Origin of the sequence: Aeromonas sp. R5-3 (genome assembly GCF_040908225.1) — a bacterium.
Lineage (GTDB): Bacteria > Pseudomonadota > Gammaproteobacteria > Enterobacterales > Aeromonadaceae > Aeromonas > Aeromonas dhakensis.
In genome coordinates this window covers 163,657-179,218 of the sequence record NZ_JBFODH010000029.1, presented here as the reverse complement: position 1 = coordinate 179,218, position 15,562 = coordinate 163,657, and the positions used below count along the sequence as shown (strand labels likewise).

The following is a 15,562-nucleotide window of genomic DNA, read 5'->3' as shown; positions in this document are numbered from 1 at the left end:
TCAGCGCCCGTCCGGCACGCCAATAAACTCGCGCAGCTGCAGGATGTTGCCCTCGGGGTCGAACGCATTGCGCACCACGAAGCCTGGGCCTGACCACTGCTGTGGCAGCAGGCCTCCACCGAGATCGGCCGCTTTCGCTTCCGCCCAGGCGAGGCTAGGCACGGTGAAAAACAGCTTGATGGCGCCCTGCTCGCGCAGCTGCGGCGGCGTGGTGATGACCACCTGCTCGGCATAAGGAGCTGGGATCGCGTGCAGCAACAGCTGGATGTCGGCGTTTTCCTGCACGATCAGCTCGTCACTCTGGCTGCGGATCTCCATCTGCAGCAGGGTGCGATAAAAGTGGCTCAGCAGGCCGGGATCCCTGGCGTAGATCAGGGCGCCGGCACGTGCGGGTCCTGGCATGGCTCTCTCCTCCTTGGATGTTGTCAGCCCAGATTCGCACACTTGCCCCCTCAAACCGATCTGTTTTTCATACCGTGCACACGGCATCGGCTTTATTTCAATTGCTGTCCGTTTCTGGCTAGTCATCGCCTTCGTTCCTGCTTAGTCTCTCACTCATCCGGGCCGCCGTGCCCACCCCGTTTTCGGCGCAAGGAGCCACCGATGCCAACAGATCACGTCATGACGATGCCGCCGGCCCCAGAGGATGAGTCAGGCCTGCCGCTCAGCGCCGAGCAGTGCCATGCCGCCCGCCTGGCCCGCGATGCGCGCTTCGACGGCCGCTTCTTTACCGGCGTGCTCTCTACCGGCATCTACTGCCGCCCTGTCTGTCCGGCGCGGCCACCGCACGAGCACAACGTGCGCTACTTCCAAAGCGCCGCCGCAGCGGAGCAGCATGGCCTGCGCCCCTGCCTGCGCTGCCGGCCTGAGCTCGCGCCCGCCGCCCCCGGCGATCTGCCGCCGACACTGGCACGCCTGCTGGCCCGGATCGATCGCGGCGAGCTGGCGGAACGCTCGCTCACCGCGTTGGCTGAACAGGTCGGCATCAGTGAGCGCACGCTGCGCCGCCAGTTCGAGCAGCACCTCGGCGCTTCGCCAAAACAGGTGGAGCAGACGCGCCGGTTGCTGCTCGCCAAACGGCTGCTGACCGAAACCCGGCTGCCCATCACCGACATCGCGTTTGCGGCAGGTTTTGCCAGCATTCGCCGCTTCAACGACGCCTGGCAGCAGGCATACGGGCTGGCGCCGCGGGCGCTGCGTCGTCAGAGCGAGCCAACCGGCGACGCCGCCGCCCTGACGCAGGCTGCGCCACAGACCGAGGAGGGGGCGATGCTCACGCTGCAACTGCCCTACCGCCCCCCGTACGACGTGGCGGCCATGCTGGCGTTCTACCGGCTGCGCGCCATTCCGGGGCTGGAGCGGGTAGATGGCGAGGTGTATGAACGCCTGCACCGGGTCGGCGATCGGCTCGCACGGGTGCGCATCAGCCAGGGCAAGGGGCACAGCCTGCAGCTCAGCGTCCATGATCTGCCGCCCGCCGCGCTGCCTGATCTGCTGTATCGGGTGCGCCGGATGTGGGATCTCGATGCCGACATGCAGCGCATCGGTGCGCGGCTCGGGCAGGATCCGCTGCTGGCACGCCTGCAGGCACGCTGGCCGGGGGTTCGGCTGCCCGCCGGCTGGGACGAGTACGAGGTGATGCTGCGCGCCATCGTCGGCCAGCAGGTGTCGGTCAAGGGGGCCATCACCATACTCGGGCGGCTGGTGGCACGCACCGAGGCGCAATTCGGGGTGGCGCAGTTGCCCACCCCCACCCAGCTGTGCGAGCTGAACCTGGACGGTATCGGCATGCCCGGCAGCCGGATCAGAACGCTGCAGGGGCTGGCACAGGCGCTGGCCAGCGGCGAGTTGAACTTGACCTGCGCCAGCGATGAACAACTGCTGGCGCTACCCGGCATCGGCCCCTGGACGGTCGCCTACTGGCGGCTGCGCTGCGGGCTGGATCCGGATGCCTTTCCCGCCTCGGATCTGGTATTGCAAAAAGCGCTGGGGGGCGGCACCAAGTTGCCAGTGAAGGAAGTATTGGCCCAGAGCAAAGGGTGGCGGCCCTGGCGTGGCTACGCGGCGAGTTGGCTGTGGCATGCCATGAGCGAGCAGCTGGCACTGCTCACCGAATCGGCACCAGGCGGCGCAGCAAGCGACAACCAAGCAAAGGAGACAACCCCATGATCCGCTATGACATCTTGCCCAGCCGCTGCGGCGATCTGCTGGTGGCCATCGACGAGCGCGGCCTGTTGCACGTGGACTTTGTAGCGGGGCTGCGCGCACTTCCCGAGATGCGCGACTGGCAACAGGACAAGGTGGCGCTGGCCCCTTTTCTCGCACAATTTGAGGCCTATTTTGCCGGCAGCCTGCAACGCTTCACCCTGCCGCTAGCACCAAGAGGCACGGCGTTTCAGCAAGCGGTCTGGCAGGCACTGTGCGACATCCCCTACGGCGAGACCCGCAGCTACAGCGACATCGCCCGCGCCATCGGCAAGCCCAATGCGGTGCGGGCGGTGGGGGCCGCCAACGGCCGCAACCCGCTCTCGATCATCATTCCGTGCCATCGGGTGATCGGCCAGAACGGCAGCCTGACCGGCTATGCAGGGGGACTGGAGATTAAAAAGGCGTTGCTGCAACTGGAGAATATCAGTGAAAGATAATGTAATACCTGTAAACCATAGACACTATCTATCATAAAATAATATCCACTGCAGATTTACGATTTCAGCGACTTTTCTAACCCGGGTATAGTGGCAGAACCATATTTATTAAGGAGAGATTAAATATGGAGCAGCTACTATCTGCCTTTAGACAAGGCAACGTGATTCTTTTTGTAGGGGCCGGGGTATCGATGAACCTTGGTCTTCCATCATGGTCAACCCTGCTCGACAAAATAGCCAAGGATCTGGGCTATGAGCCTGAAATATACAAATCTTTTGGCGATCACTATGCGCTGGCAGAGTATTATCGTTTGCAGAAAGGCAGCATAGGCCCTTTAAGAAGCTGGATGGACAGAGTTTGGCATTCACCTGACATCGATATTTCAACGTCCAAAGTCCATGAATACATTGCCAAAGCTAACTTTCCGATAATATACACCACCAACTATGACCGCTGGATAGAGCATGCCCTCGCATATTATGGCAAGCCATTTACCAAAATCGCATCGGTATCAGACTTTACCAGAATCAAAAGTGACAAGGTACAAGTTGTAAAATTCCATGGTGATTTTGATGATGACAAATCCATTGTCATTGATGAGACCAGCTATTTTGAGCGGCTTGAATTCGAAACACCACTGGATATAAAACTGCGTTCGGATGTGCTGGGTAAATCAGTGTTGTTTATCGGATATAGCTTGGCCGATATCAACCTGCGGCTTTTATTTTACAAGCTTTCCAAATTATGGAAAGCCAACCGGGCGGGTGATGCCCAGCCGAAATCGTATATTTTCTCGGCCAAGTCGAATCCGGTACAAGAGGCCGTCCTTGAGCAATGGGGGATCAGCATGATCTCATCTGAAAAAGAGAACCCAGGAGAGGCATTAGAGGCGTTTCTGAATAAATTCCAATAACTGAAAATCTTGAAGGCACCTCCCCGCACCGGCAATCCAGCAGGGGCGCCATCCCTGTAGATGCCGCTCGCACTGCCCAGTATCGAAGGGGCTGTGCGGCCACCTCACCACCTCCGATAACACTCTCCATGGGGATCAACCCACAAGCCGATGCCTGTTCCTCTGCCCAGCCCTGTTTTAGCCGCAATGTGCGCCCAGAACGCCCGAGCCGTCTACCTCATACAGCTTCCTCTGCGCCGGCACCACGGGCCCATCGACCACAGGACGCACGTTGGACAGCCGCCACGCAAAGTAACCCGGCTCCCAGCCCCCCGAGCAGGCGGCCAACACCTCATCGGGTTGCCACTCATGGGCCTCCTCGACGTCAACCAGGGCGACCGCTCGACCGGCCGGATCCACAGGATGATCGGCGCTGAGGTATCGGCCATTTTCAACGATCAGCAGGTCGCGAATGGGCAGTGAGGGAGGCAACCACGAGCGAACCTCGAGCGTCTTCTTGCCCGAAGCAATATTGGCGCCATGGGGCGCCACGATGGAGAGTGCGAGCATAGGTCCTTCCTTGCAGCTTGCTGGGGATCCCTGGCACAGGATGATAACTCAATCCCAAATGGGCCACACTGCCCGAGCCATGGAACCTGGCGGCATCGTGCTCCTCAGCGTTTCAAACTCCCCATCACATGCATTTCACAGCGGTTGCAGTCAAAGCGCAGGCGGAAGGTCTCCTTGCCCATCTTGAGTTCCAGCGGCTCGGCCTTGAGGCCGGGCACCTCGTTCGGGCAGAGGTTCTGGCTGTAACGGATGCAGTGTTTGGTGATCATCAGCACCACTTCCCGCTCCTCCTTGTTCGCCTCATAGGCGGGCGCGATGCGCTCCACCCCGTGCTCGCGGAAGAACTGCTCGGCCGCGCTGTTCAGCACGTTGCCAAGGTAGGAGAGACGGTGCTGGGGATAGTGGATATCCCGCAGGGCGATGCGCCGCTCGGGGCGCTGGTAGCCGGCTATACGCGCCGCCTCCAGCGCGGCGATGCCATCCCGGCGCAAACCGTTGAGCATGGATGCGGCAACGAATAGCGGGTGAGTGAATACCAACTCAATCTTGCACGCCACGAACAGGGTATTGCCGAGCTTGCCAAGTTGATCCCGCGCCTGTTGCAGCGCCCGCTCCGGGTTGTCGGCAGGCTGTTTGTCACAGGGGAGCGTGACGGCGGCGCTGATGCCCTGCTCGTCGGTAAGCGTGAGGCGCAAGCCCTCATCGCACTCTGCAAGCACCATATCGACCCGGATGCGGCGATCGGCGCTCGCCTTCTCCAGCACCTTGCTGAATGCCTGATCGTGGTTGCGGTAAATTTCGGTGCCTACCTTCAAGCCCGGCATACGTTCTGACAGGAGTAACTGCTCACCTTCAACTTTATTGAGGCGCATCCCCACCAGCTCGTTGTTCGGCTTGAAGAAGCCGAGGCCATCGCCGTTGTTGAGGCTCATGGGCTTGCCGTCGATCTCGATGCCATCCTTGGTGACTCTGGTGACCCGGCCCAGCGGCTCGCCCACGTATTTCGGGCTCTTGGTGGAGTCGATCCCGGGCTGGCGGCCATGGAGGAAGTAGTCGGTGCTGCCGCGGTTGAAGCTCTTTTTGGGATCAGGCGCGAAGCTGTAGCTGCAACGGCCGGCCGAGGAGGCCACCAGATCGCTGCGGCTATCCAGAATGGCGTCGAGCTTCTGCCGATACCAGGCGGTGACGTTCTTGACGTAATCGAGCCCCTTGAGGCGCCCTTCAATCTTGAAGGAGCGGATCCCCGCCTCGATCAGCGCCTCCAGGTTGTCGGTCTGATCCATGTCCTTGAGGGAGAGCAGGTGGCTGTCAGCCACCAGCACCTCGCCATCCGGCTTTTGCAGCGAGCAGGGCAGGCGACAGAGCTGGGCACATTCGCCACGGTTGGCGCTGCGGCCGGTCCGGGCATGGCTGATGTTGCACTGACCGCTGTAGGAGACGCAGAGCGCGCCGTGAATAAAAAACTCCAGCTGCACATTGGTGGCCGCACTGATCTCGCGGATCTGCGCAAGGGACAGCTCACGCGCCAGCACCACCTGGGAGAAGCCCACATCCTGCAGAAATTTCACCTTCTCCGAGGTGCGGTTGTCGGTCTGGGTACTGGCGTGCAGCGCGATGGGGGGCAAGTCGAGCGCCAACAGCCCCATATCCTGCACGATCAGCGCATCGGCACCGGCTTCGTAGATCTGGTGAGTCAGCCGCCGCGCCTGTTCCAGTTCGTGATCGTGCAGCAGGGTGTTGAAGGCGACAAAGACCTGGGCACCGAAGCGATGGGCATGGCGCGCCAGCGCTTCGATATCCTCAATGGAGTTGCCCGCCGCGCTGCGGGCGCCAAAGGCGGGGCCGCCCATGTAGACGGCATCGGCGCCGTGGTTGATGGCTTCGATGCCGTAGGCGAGGTTCTTGGCCGGAGCCAGCAGCTCCAACCGGTTGTGGTGGCTTAACGGGTGCTTGTTCTGGTGCATGGTCTCGGGATCAGGGCGGACAGCAAATGGGCGCCACTCTAGGGCATTGCCCCCCTCCCCGCCTTGATCCCGCTTAAGATCACCGCAAAATACAGGATTGGATCAGAGCACCACCTTCAGGGCCAGCCCCAGCAGCACCAGACCGCTCACCTTGTCGATGACGAAGGACTTGGCCTTGAGCCAGGCAAGCACGGGGCCACGAGAGAGCACCAGCGCCACCAGCACGTACCAGACGGCGTCGATCCCGCCGGCGGTCAGCATCATGATGCCACCTTCGCGCCAGCCGGTATCGGCATGCACAAACTGGCTGAACAGGGCGATGAAAAAGACCGCGAGCTGGGGATTGAGAAAGGCCACCATAAAGCCTTCAAAGGCGCCTTGCCGACCGCGCAGCTGGTGCACCTCTTCGCTCGCCTCCCCCTTGGCGGATTTGGCCAGCAGCGCCTTGACCCCGAGCCAGGCGAGAAACGCCGCACCGCCGTAGCGAATAACGTCAAACAGCAGCGGAGTCTGGGTGATCAGGATGGCGAGGCCCAAAGCCGTGATCAGCGCATAGATGCCGACTCCGAAGCCGTGGCCAAGGGCGGTGGCCACGCCGTGCCCCTGCCCACCCTGCACCGTGTTGCGGATGATCAGTGCCAGGCTCGGCCCCGGGCTGATGGCGCCCATCACGCAGATTGCGGCCAGTGCCAGCCAACTCGTCAGTTCCATGGTGTTCCTTGTCTCAAGCGGAGTATGAATGTCTGCGCTCAGGGTAAAGGGCCCCTGGTTATGCCAGAAGTGAAAGTTGGGAATAGAACCCATAGCCAATGGCTATAGGCCAACACAAGCGTCTGTTGCTAGCGGGGCGGGTTCAGCACCTTGCGGCTCGCCGCCACCGTGCACTGCAGGTGCTCGCGCAGGAAGGGATAGGCCAGTTCGCGAAACCACTTGTGGGCCGGATCCTGATGGTGGCGCTGGTGCCACAGCAGATGATACTGCTGGGTGCGGCTGGCAAACGGCAGATCGCAAAAATGTAGGGCGTGCTCACAGGAAAGCTGCCAGGCGATGTGGGCCGGAGTGGTCAGCAGGCAGTCGGTGCGCAGCAACACCTCCACCGCCGCCTGAAAGAAGGGCACCCTGGCAAACCAGCGCCGGGACAGCCCCTGCGGTGCCAGCACCTGCTCCACCGGGCTGTCCTTGTCGCCCCCGCCACTCACCTGCAGGTGGGGCCAGGCGAGGTAGTCATCCAGACTCAGCGAGTGCCCTGCCAACGGATGGTGGCTACCCATCAACACCACCAGCCGATCTTCCCCCTGATGCAGACCGCGGATCTGATCCGGCACCAGTTCGGTGATGGTGGAGACCATGTCCAGCTCGGATTGCCACAGCTGCGGCAGCAGGCGCTTGTCCCACAGGCTGTACTCCAGCGCCGCCAGCGGCGCCTCCCTGGCCAGCGCCGCGCAGATGTCCGGCAGGATATGTTGGGCCACGTAATCGGAGGAGGCGAGCCGGAACACTCGCTCGCAGCGGCTCGAGTCAAAACCGGGAGCCTCGTAGAGTCGCTCCAGCGCACCGAGGGAATCCGCCAGCTGGGCGGCCAACGCCTCGGCCCGTGGCGTCAGCAGCCAGCGCGGCCCTTCCCGCACCAACAGCTCGTCGCCAAACTCGCTGCGCAGCTGGCCCAGCTGCTTGCTGATGGAAGGCTGGCTCAGATGCAGCAGCTCCGCCGCCCGGCTGATGTTGCGGGTCTCCAGCAGCACCTTGAGGGTCGGCAGCAGGTTGAGATTGGCTTTGTGCAAAGGGGTGGTTCCATCCAGTGGCGAAAGCCCTATCTTAGGTCAGCCAAGCTCTGTAGTTTAAGCGAAATTTCCCGCCGGCCCCCGCAACCTGGCGTAACCCTGCAGCCAGATAACCATGACCACAAGATGACAGTGGTTGCCCCGTGCGGCATAATTGCGCGATTTTCCGCCCGCGGGCGATCCACTTGAGAAGCGGTAACAAGATGAAATACGCCAATATCACAGGCTGGGGCAAATGCCTGCCTCCCTCCGTACTGACCAACGACGACCTCAGCACCATCATGGATACGTCGGATGAGTGGATCTACCCGCGCACCGGCATCAAGGCTCGCCGCATCTCCCACGTCAGCACCTCCGATCTGGCCACCCTGGCCGGCCGTCGCGCGCTGGCCTGCGCCGGGCTGGAAGCCAGCGACCTCGACGGCATCATCCTGGCCACCGCCACGCCGGACAACCTGCTGCCGAGCGCCGCCTCCGCAGTGCAGAAGAAGCTGGGCGCCACCAATGCCGCCGTGTTCGACCTCAACGCCGCCTGCACCGGTTTCGTCTACTCCCTCTCGGTCGCCACCTCGCTGGTACAGACCGGCATGATGAAGAAGGTGCTGGTGATCGGCGCCGAGCGACTCACCTATCTGCTGGACTGGGCCCGTCGCGATACCGCCGTGCTGTTTGGCGACGGCGCCGGCGCCGTGGTGATCGAGGCGAGCGAGCAGGAGAGCGGTCTCATCGCCAACAAGCTGGGCTGTGACAGCGAGGCGCGCGAGATCCTGCACGTGCCGAACTTCGGTACCGACCGGGTGCGTTTTGCCGACATCGACGGCCTCTTCACCTTCAACTTCGAAGGCCAGGAGATCTTCAAGCGGGCCGTACGCGGCATGGGCGAAGCCACCAACACGGTACTGGCGCAGGCCGGCATCGCACCGGAACAGATCGACCTGATCGTGCCGCACCAGGCCAACATCCGCATCATCGAGACCCTCGCCAAACGCATGAACGCGCCGATGGAGAAGGTGATGGTCAACATCGAGCACTACGGCAACACCTCCGCCGCCACCGTGCCCATCGCCCTGTGCGAGGCACTGGAGCAGGGCCGCGTCCAGCCGAACAGCTATCTGCTGACCGCCGCCTTCGGTGCCGGTCTGACCTGGGGCGCCGCCATCATCAAGTGGGGCGATCGCGTGACACCCATCAAGGCGTGCGAGGCCGAGCTGCCGCCGTGCGACAAGAGCGCCCTCGAACTCATCGCCCATGCCGTGGAAGGGTGCCAAAAGGCCCACGCCAACGAGGCATAAAGCCGCCTACACAACGCCAAGAGCCTGCCATATGCAGGCTCTTTTTCGTTCTATCCTCCTTCCTTATTGTGCAGATACGCCATTCCCCGCCAACAAGGGACAGCAAGCCGCCAAATGCCCCCTCCATATTCCATTTTTCTCAGTAACACCAAGCAAGAAAGAGCAATTTGTAACCAGGCGATTTTTTTGCGCTAACCTTACTGAGTTATTGATAATTAGCGGGTTGCGCTTGGCTCATTCGGTCTGACTGAAATGACGGCTCACCCTCTTCACATTCAAGAGCAGGGGCGAGTTTGCGTATGACAGACAACACACGGGCACACACCTTAGCCTTCTGGGAGCCGGTCAGCTGGGCTTGCGGCCTTGGCCTGGGCCTGTTCAGCACCCTGCTGTTGCTGCTCGCGGGCAGCCCCCTCCCTTATCTGCTGACCAACCTGGCGGCTGCACTGGCCGCCACCCTCTGGAGCGCCCGCCACTACCACGCCAAACCCGCCGACAAAGAGAGTGAGGCGAAGCAGACCCATCCATTTGCCGATAACGGACTCAACCACTCCATCATCGGGCTCGAGCAGGTATGTGAAAAAGCGGTGCCTATCTGGTCGCAACAAATTGAAAACTCTCGCCAGCAAACCGAAGGAGCCATGATCGACCTCACCCAGCGCTTCGCCGGCCTGACCACCAAACTGGAAGAGGCGGTCGCCGCCTCCCACCATGCCGCCGGTGATCTGGGTGGTGAAAAATCGGCCGGCATGGCCGCTGTGCTGGCCCAGAGTCAGGCCCAGCTCAATCAGGTCATTACCATCATGCACTCCACCCAGGCCAACCGCGATGCCATGCTGGCTGAGATCAAGACGCTCACCGCCTACACCATAGAGCTCAACACCATGGCGCTCGACGTGGCCAAGATAGCCTCCCAGACCAACCTGCTGGCCCTCAACGCCGCCATCGAAGCGGCCCGGGCCGGTGAGGCTGGTCGTGGTTTCGCCGTGGTGGCTGACGAGGTGCGCACCCTGTCGCGCCTCTCCAGCGAGACCGCCCAGAAGATGACCGACAAGGTTGACACCATCAATGCCGGCATCGGGCGCGCCTTCCAGATTGCCGAGAGCGCGGCCGGGCGCGACCAGGTTGCCGTCAGCGATGCCGAGCACGCCATCGAGCAGGTACTGGAACGCTTTCGGATGGCCACCACTAGCCTGGCAGAATCCGCAGCCCTGTTGCAGAGCGAGAGCAGCGGGATCCATCGCGAGATCTCCGATGTCATCGTTTCGTTACAGTTCCAGGATAGGGTCAGTCAAATCCTCAGCCATGTGCGTCAAAACATGGACAGCCTCAACGACCACCTGGTCTCGTCACGCAACAGAACACACCAGTCAGGCCCCATCCGAATCGATGCGGAGAGCTGGTTGGCGGACATGGAGCTCTCATACGCCACCGATGAACAACGCAACATTCATCATGGTCGCCAGCACCAGGCGGCAACCCCATCCAGCAATGCTGATGTCATTTTTTTCTAGGAGAGATATATGCCCAAAACAGTCCTGATCGTGGATGACTCGGCCACCATACGCCAAGTCGTCGGCATGACACTCAAGGGAGCCGGTTACGAGGTGATGGAGGCCAGTGACGGCAAGGATGCCCTCAAAAAGCTCGACGGCAAGAAGATCAACCTCATCATCAGTGACGTCAACATGCCGAACATGGACGGCATCAGTTTCGTCAAGGAGGCCAAGAAGCTGGCCAGCTACAAGTTCACTCCGGTGATCATGTTGACGACAGAGTCCCAGGACAGCAAGAAGCAGGAGGGGCAGGCCGCGGGAGCCAAGGCCTGGGTGGTCAAGCCATTCCAGCCGGATCAGATGCTGGCTGCCGTGGCCAAGCTCATCATGCCCTGAGCCGGGAGACGTTCATGCCGCTGCAAATCGAAACGGGTGAGCACAAGTGTGTCGTGACCATCTCGGGCGAGATGACCATCTACACGGCAGCCGAGCTGAAACAGGCGCTCACACCCCTGCTCTATCGCCAGCAGGAGCTGGAACTGAATCTCTCCCAGGTCAGCGAAATAGACAGCGCTGGTTTGCAGCTGCTGCTGGCGGCCAAGAAGACGGCGCAGCAGGGAGGCTATCCGCTGCATCTGGTCATGCACAGCCATGCCGTGCTTGATGCCCTTGAGCTGTGCCAGCTGGCGGCCTTCTTCGGTGATCCCACCCTCATTCCCCACGCCGATCACGCCTAACCGGTTCCGCGGACAAGGAGTCATTCGTGAGCATCAATCTTGATCAGGCCCTGCAAACCTATATCGCCGAGGCGCGCGAGCTGCTGGAGGAGATGGAGTCCGCGCTGCTGACCCTGGAGAACGACCCGGACAATGGCGAGCTCATCGGGGCCATCTTCCGGGCGGCGCACACCATCAAAGGTTCCGCCGGCTTGTTCGGCCTGCAACCCATAGTCAGCTTCACCCACATCGTCGAGGACCTGCTCGATCAGGTACGCAACCAGCAGCTGGCGATAAGTGCCCCCCTCATCAGGGATCTGCTGGAGAGTCGGGATCACATCGAACGCCTCGTCAGTCTGGTGGCTGAACAAGGGGAAGCCCTTGGTGCGGATGAACAGGCTCAGGATGAGTTGCTGCGGCGCAATCTGGCTCGTCACCAAAGCGGCAACCAGACCACGCTGCCGGAGCGGACCCAGCCTGCCGATGCCGATCCGGTCACCAAGGAGGAGAGTCATGTCAGCGCTACCTCCCTGTGGCACATCTCCCTGCGCTTTGGTCCTGACGTGCTGCGCAACGGCATGGATCCCACCTCTTTCCTGCGCTACCTCGGTACCATGGGTACCCTCTGCGCCATCGAGACCATTCACCATGCCCTGCCGGAGTGGGAACAGTTCGATCCGGAGAGCTGTTACCTCGGCTACGAGATCGATCTGGACTCCCAGGCCGACAAGAGTGCCCTGAGCGACGTGTTCGAATTCGTGCGAGATGACTGTCTCATCAGCATCTTGCCGCCCCACAGCAAGATCGCCGAGTACATAGCGCTCATCAACGCCCTGCCGGAAGACAACGAGATGCTGGGGCAACTGCTGGTCAAAACAGGCGCACTGACGGCCAGCGAGCTTGCGCTCGGCCTGCAAGCCCAACATGAGCAGCCGCAGGCCGACACCAACAAGCTGGGGGAGATCCTGATCGCCCAGGGTGCCGTCAACGAAGTGGTGGTGGACGCCGCGCTCAAGAAACAGAATCAGAGCAAGGAGAACAAGAACAAGGAAGGGCGTTATGTCCGGGTCCACGCCGACAAGCTGGATGAGTTGATCAATCTGGTGGGAGAACTGGTCGTGGCCAGCTCCGGCGCCAACCTGCTGGCCCAGCGTTCACGGGACAGCCAGCTGCAGGAGGCCAATTCCACCATTGCCATGCTGGTCGAGGAGATCCGCGATGGTGCCCTGCGCCTGCGCATGGTGCCCATCGGCGATACCTTCAACCGCTTCCAGCGGGTGGTGCGGGATGTCAGCCACGAGCTGAACAAGGACATAGCGCTGGTGATCACCGGCGGCGACACCGAGCTGGACAAGTCTGTGGTGGAGAAGATCGGCGATCCCTTGATGCATCTGGTGCGCAATGCCATGGATCACGGCATAGAAGCGGCCGAGAAACGGCTGGCGGCCGGCAAGCCGGCACGGGGCACCTTGACCCTCAACGCCTATCACGACTCCGGCAGCATCGTCATCGAGATTCAGGACGATGGTGCCGGCCTCAACAAAGCCAGGATCCTGCAAAAAGCACAGGAGCGGGGGCTGGCGGCAGCCAATGCCACCCTGTCGGATCAGGAGATCTACCAGCTCATCTTCGAGCCCGGCTTCTCCACCGCGGAGGCCATCACCAATCTATCCGGGCGTGGGGTGGGCATGGATGTGGTCAAACGCAACATCCAGGCCCTGCGTGGCAGCGTCGAGCTGGACAGCAAGCCCGGCCTCGGCACCCGGGTACAAATCAGGTTGCCGCTGACTCTGGCCATCATCGACGGTTTTCTGGTGCGCGTCAGCACCACTTACTACGTCATCCCCCTCGACATGGTGATCGAGTGCGTGGAGCTGACCCAGAACGCGCTGGCCGATACCCAGGGGCGCAACTACATCAATCTGCGTGGTGAAGTGCTGCCATTCGTCCGGCTGCAGCACTACTTCGATGTCGAGGGAACCCGTGGCCGCCGGGAAAATATCGTGGTCGTCAGCCATGGCGGCAAGAAATCAGGGTTGGTGGTCGACGAGCTGTTAGGGGAGTTCCAGACCGTCATCAAGCCGCTCGGCAAGCTGTTCCAGCGCCTGCAGGGGATCAGCGGCTCCACCATTCTGGGTGGCGGCGAGGTAGCCCTCATTCTGGATATTCCCTCTCTGATCCAGCATGCCATCGACCAGGAACTGGGCCAGCTGAGCCAGTACGCCATTCCACGTCTGCAATCCCAACCAAGAGTCAATTAACATCAGGAGCCTGACATGTTCAAAAACTCCACCATCAAACTACGACTCACCATTCTGCTCTGTCTGCTCTGCGTACTGCTGTTTGGCGTAGGAGTGCTCGGGCTCTACAACATGCATAGCAGCAACAAGGGGCTGCAACGGGTCTACAACGACCGGGTGGTGCCGCTCAAGCAGCTCAAAACCATCTCGGACAACTACGCCGTCGCCATCATAGACAATGTCAACAAGGCCAATGCCGGTCTCGTCAGCGCCGAGGAGGCGTTGCAGCAGATCCAGCATGCCCAGCAGCAGATCAAGCTGGAATGGCAACACTATCAGGCCACCAAGCTGACCGCAGCCGAACAGAAGCTGTCGGCCGAGGCCAACAGCCTGTTTAATACCGCGGATCGAGACATCACCAGGCTGGAGGCCTTTCTCTCAAATCAGCATGGTGTCATTGCGGATACGCTCAATGAGTTTGACGGCAAGCTATATAGCTCCATCGACCCCATCGGCAGCAAGATAACCGAGCTGGTCAGTCTGCAGCTCGACGTTGCCAAATCCGAATACGAACAGGCACAGGCCTGGTATGACGTCATGCTGCTTACCATGATGGCTGTGGTCGCCGCCGGCATGGTGGCCGCAGCCTGGTTTGGCATCGTCCTCATTCGCAGCATCATCTCTCCCATCAACCAGGCCCTGCAGGTTGCCAACCACCTGGCGGACGGCAATCTCGACGTCACCATCGACATCGGAGCCCACGATGAAGCCGGCCAGCTGTTGCTGGCCATGCAAAACATGGTCAACAAGCTGACGTCCCTCATCACCGACATAGAAACGCTGGTGACCGCCGCCGTCGAACAGGGGGATTTCAGCTACAAGATTGAACTGGACGGACGGCAGGGTTACATCAAGCGCCTCTCCGAACTGCTCAATCGTCTCTCCAACGTGACCGACACCAGCCTCAACGACGTGATGCGCATTGCCACCGCCCTGTCGCAGGGTGACCTCACCCAGAAGATCGAGCAGCCCTATCCGGGGATTTTCGGTCAGACCAAGGATGGCCTCAACAGCACCATCGCCGCGCTGACCGCCATCATCGAGGAAGTACGCAACGCCGCCGACAACCTGACCAACGCCTCCAATCAGGTCAGCACCACGGCCCAGTCCCTCAGCCAGGCCACCAGTGAGCAAGCGGCCAGCGTGGAAGAGACCAGCGCCTCCATCGAGCAGATGAGCGCCAGCATCAACCAGAACACGGACAACGCCAAGGTGACCGACAACATGGCGAGCAGCGCCGTACTGGAGGCCACCGAAGGGGGCCGTTCGGTACAGCAGACGGTTGCCGCGATGCAGCAGATCGCCCGCAAGGTCAGCATCATCGACGACATCGCCTACCAGACCAATCTGCTGGCGCTCAATGCCGCCATCGAGGCGGCCAGGGCCGGCGAACATGGCAAAGGCTTTGCTGTGGTCGCCGCCGAGGTCCGCAAGCTGGCCGAACGCAGCCAGATCGCGGCGCAGGAGATAGGCGAACTCTCGTCAAGCAGCGTCGATACTGCCGAGAAGGCGGGCAGTCTGCTCGACAAGATAGTGCCCTCCATTCGCAAGACCTCCGATCTGGTGCAGGAGATCAACGCCGCCTCCGGGGAGCAGGCCAGCGCCGCCAACCAGATAAGCCTGGCCATGAGCCAGCTCAATCAGGTGACCCAGCAAAATGCTGCCAGCAGCGAGGAACTGGCCGCCACTGCAGAAGAGATGAGCTCCCAGGCCAACGAGCTGCAGCAGACCATGGACTTTTTCTCCCTGCAAGGCAGCGGCCGCTCACCCAGACAGGTCGAAAACCTGCACAAGGGGGTGCCTCCCAGAGGCAAGTTTGTGATGCCGGCCCAGCCCCCGTTGCATGGCAATGCGGCTGCGCAACCGCAGGTTGACGAAACCGATTTTGTCCGCTTTTAACCGGAG

Annotated in this window: 14 protein-coding genes; 9 read left to right on the top strand and 5 right to left on the bottom strand. The window is 61.3% G+C overall.

All coding sequences use genetic code 11. The annotated features are described in order from the left end of the window. Positions 1 to 402, bottom strand: a complete 402-nt coding sequence (locus AB5Y95_RS20140; RefSeq protein WP_005303759.1) for a VOC family protein — start codon at positions 400 to 402, stop codon at positions 1 to 3. A gap of 201 nt (positions 403 to 603) precedes the next feature. Between AB5Y95_RS20140 and AB5Y95_RS20135 the strand changes: the two genes are divergently transcribed. From AB5Y95_RS20135 to AB5Y95_RS20125, 3 genes are all read left to right on the top strand, one after another. Next, positions 604 to 2,169: an AlkA N-terminal domain-containing protein gene (locus AB5Y95_RS20135; RefSeq protein ID WP_368161899.1), complete on the top strand. Its 1,566-nt coding sequence runs from the start codon at positions 604 to 606 to the stop codon at positions 2,167 to 2,169. Continuing rightward, positions 2,166 to 2,645 (top strand): methylated-DNA--[protein]-cysteine S-methyltransferase, encoded by a 480-nt coding sequence (locus AB5Y95_RS20130; RefSeq protein WP_042009181.1) that lies wholly within the window; start codon positions 2,166 to 2,168, stop codon positions 2,643 to 2,645. Before AB5Y95_RS20135 ends, AB5Y95_RS20130 begins: the two co-directional genes overlap by 4 nt. A gap of 125 nt (positions 2,646 to 2,770) precedes the next feature. After that, the gene (locus AB5Y95_RS20125) at positions 2,771 to 3,559 is read left to right on the top strand and encodes an SIR2 family protein (protein WP_042009179.1); all 789 of its coding nucleotides are present in this window, start codon (positions 2,771 to 2,773) and stop codon (positions 3,557 to 3,559) included. A 177-nt stretch (positions 3,560 to 3,736) separates the two neighbouring features. Here the strand turns inward: AB5Y95_RS20125 and AB5Y95_RS20120 are convergent, their stop codons facing one another. The 4 genes from AB5Y95_RS20120 to AB5Y95_RS20105 all read right to left on the bottom strand — a co-directional run bounded on the left by AB5Y95_RS20120 (position 3,737) and on the right by AB5Y95_RS20105 (position 7,853). After that, positions 3,737 to 4,108 (bottom strand): ASCH domain-containing protein, encoded by a 372-nt coding sequence (locus tag AB5Y95_RS20120; protein WP_208200445.1) that lies wholly within the window; start codon positions 4,106 to 4,108, stop codon positions 3,737 to 3,739. A gap of 104 nt (positions 4,109 to 4,212) precedes the next feature. Then, positions 4,213 to 6,072 carry a U32 family peptidase gene (locus AB5Y95_RS20115; protein ID WP_042009175.1) on the bottom strand — a complete coding sequence of 620 codons (1,860 nt, stop codon included), beginning with the start codon at positions 6,070 to 6,072 and terminating at the stop codon, positions 4,213 to 4,215. Between the two features lie 102 nt (positions 6,073 to 6,174). Next, the gene (locus AB5Y95_RS20110; protein ID WP_368161898.1) at positions 6,175 to 6,783 is read right to left on the bottom strand and encodes a LysE family translocator; all 609 of its coding nucleotides are present in this window, start codon (positions 6,781 to 6,783) and stop codon (positions 6,175 to 6,177) included. Between the two features lie 128 nt (positions 6,784 to 6,911). Next, positions 6,912 to 7,853: a LysR family transcriptional regulator gene (locus AB5Y95_RS20105; protein ID WP_368161897.1), complete on the bottom strand. Its 942-nt coding sequence runs from the start codon at positions 7,851 to 7,853 to the stop codon at positions 6,912 to 6,914. Between the two features lie 203 nt (positions 7,854 to 8,056). Here AB5Y95_RS20105 and AB5Y95_RS20100 point away from each other — a divergent pair, with 203 nt between their 5' ends. The 6 genes from AB5Y95_RS20100 (at position 8,057) to AB5Y95_RS20075 (ending at position 15,556) form a co-directional block, all read left to right on the top strand. Continuing rightward, positions 8,057 to 9,145 (top strand): ketoacyl-ACP synthase III, encoded by a 1,089-nt coding sequence (locus AB5Y95_RS20100; protein WP_017763914.1) that lies wholly within the window; start codon positions 8,057 to 8,059, stop codon positions 9,143 to 9,145. A 299-nt stretch (positions 9,146 to 9,444) separates the two neighbouring features. Further along, a complete protein-coding gene (locus tag AB5Y95_RS20095) occupies positions 9,445 to 10,659 on the top strand; it encodes a methyl-accepting chemotaxis protein (RefSeq protein ID WP_368161896.1) in 1,215 nt (404 codons plus the stop codon). 9 nt (positions 10,660 to 10,668) lie between these two features. After that, positions 10,669 to 11,037: a response regulator gene (locus tag AB5Y95_RS20090; protein ID WP_005303778.1), complete on the top strand. Its 369-nt coding sequence runs from the start codon at positions 10,669 to 10,671 to the stop codon at positions 11,035 to 11,037. Positions 11,038 to 11,051: 14 nt separating this feature from the next. Then, the gene (locus AB5Y95_RS20085; protein WP_368161895.1) at positions 11,052 to 11,378 is read left to right on the top strand and encodes an STAS domain-containing protein; all 327 of its coding nucleotides are present in this window, start codon (positions 11,052 to 11,054) and stop codon (positions 11,376 to 11,378) included. A 26-nt stretch (positions 11,379 to 11,404) separates the two neighbouring features. After that, positions 11,405 to 13,618 carry a chemotaxis protein CheA gene (locus tag AB5Y95_RS20080; RefSeq protein WP_368161894.1) on the top strand — a complete coding sequence of 738 codons (2,214 nt, stop codon included), beginning with the start codon at positions 11,405 to 11,407 and terminating at the stop codon, positions 13,616 to 13,618. A gap of 15 nt (positions 13,619 to 13,633) precedes the next feature. Next, complete coding sequence (locus tag AB5Y95_RS20075) at positions 13,634 to 15,556, top strand: methyl-accepting chemotaxis protein (RefSeq protein WP_024943066.1); 1,923 nt, start codon at positions 13,634 to 13,636, stop codon at positions 15,554 to 15,556. The last annotated feature ends 6 nt before the right edge of the window (positions 15,557 to 15,562 follow it).

What these genes read in the sequence shown, in the direction of transcription:
- AB5Y95_RS20140 (WP_005303759.1), bottom strand. Translation starts at nt 402, where the DNA reads ATGCCAGGACCCGCACGTGCCGGCGCCCTGATCTACGCCAGGGATCCC.
- AB5Y95_RS20135 (WP_368161899.1), top strand. Translation starts at nt 604, where the DNA reads ATGCCAACAGATCACGTCATGACGATGCCGCCGGCCCCAGAGGATGAG.
- AB5Y95_RS20130 (WP_042009181.1), top strand. Translation starts at nt 2,166, where the DNA reads ATGATCCGCTATGACATCTTGCCCAGCCGCTGCGGCGATCTGCTGGTG.
- AB5Y95_RS20125 (WP_042009179.1), top strand. Translation starts at nt 2,771, where the DNA reads ATGGAGCAGCTACTATCTGCCTTTAGACAAGGCAACGTGATTCTTTTT.
- AB5Y95_RS20120 (WP_208200445.1), bottom strand. Translation starts at nt 4,108, where the DNA reads ATGCTCGCACTCTCCATCGTGGCGCCCCATGGCGCCAATATTGCTTCG.
- AB5Y95_RS20115 (WP_042009175.1), bottom strand. Translation starts at nt 6,072, where the DNA reads ATGCACCAGAACAAGCACCCGTTAAGCCACCACAACCGGTTGGAGCTG.
- AB5Y95_RS20110 (WP_368161898.1), bottom strand. Translation starts at nt 6,783, where the DNA reads ATGGAACTGACGAGTTGGCTGGCACTGGCCGCAATCTGCGTGATGGGC.
- AB5Y95_RS20100 (WP_017763914.1), top strand. Translation starts at nt 8,057, where the DNA reads ATGAAATACGCCAATATCACAGGCTGGGGCAAATGCCTGCCTCCCTCC.
- AB5Y95_RS20095 (WP_368161896.1), top strand. Translation starts at nt 9,445, where the DNA reads ATGACAGACAACACACGGGCACACACCTTAGCCTTCTGGGAGCCGGTC.
- AB5Y95_RS20090 (WP_005303778.1), top strand. Translation starts at nt 10,669, where the DNA reads ATGCCCAAAACAGTCCTGATCGTGGATGACTCGGCCACCATACGCCAA.
- AB5Y95_RS20085 (WP_368161895.1), top strand. Translation starts at nt 11,052, where the DNA reads ATGCCGCTGCAAATCGAAACGGGTGAGCACAAGTGTGTCGTGACCATC.
- AB5Y95_RS20075 (WP_024943066.1), top strand. Translation starts at nt 13,634, where the DNA reads ATGTTCAAAAACTCCACCATCAAACTACGACTCACCATTCTGCTCTGT.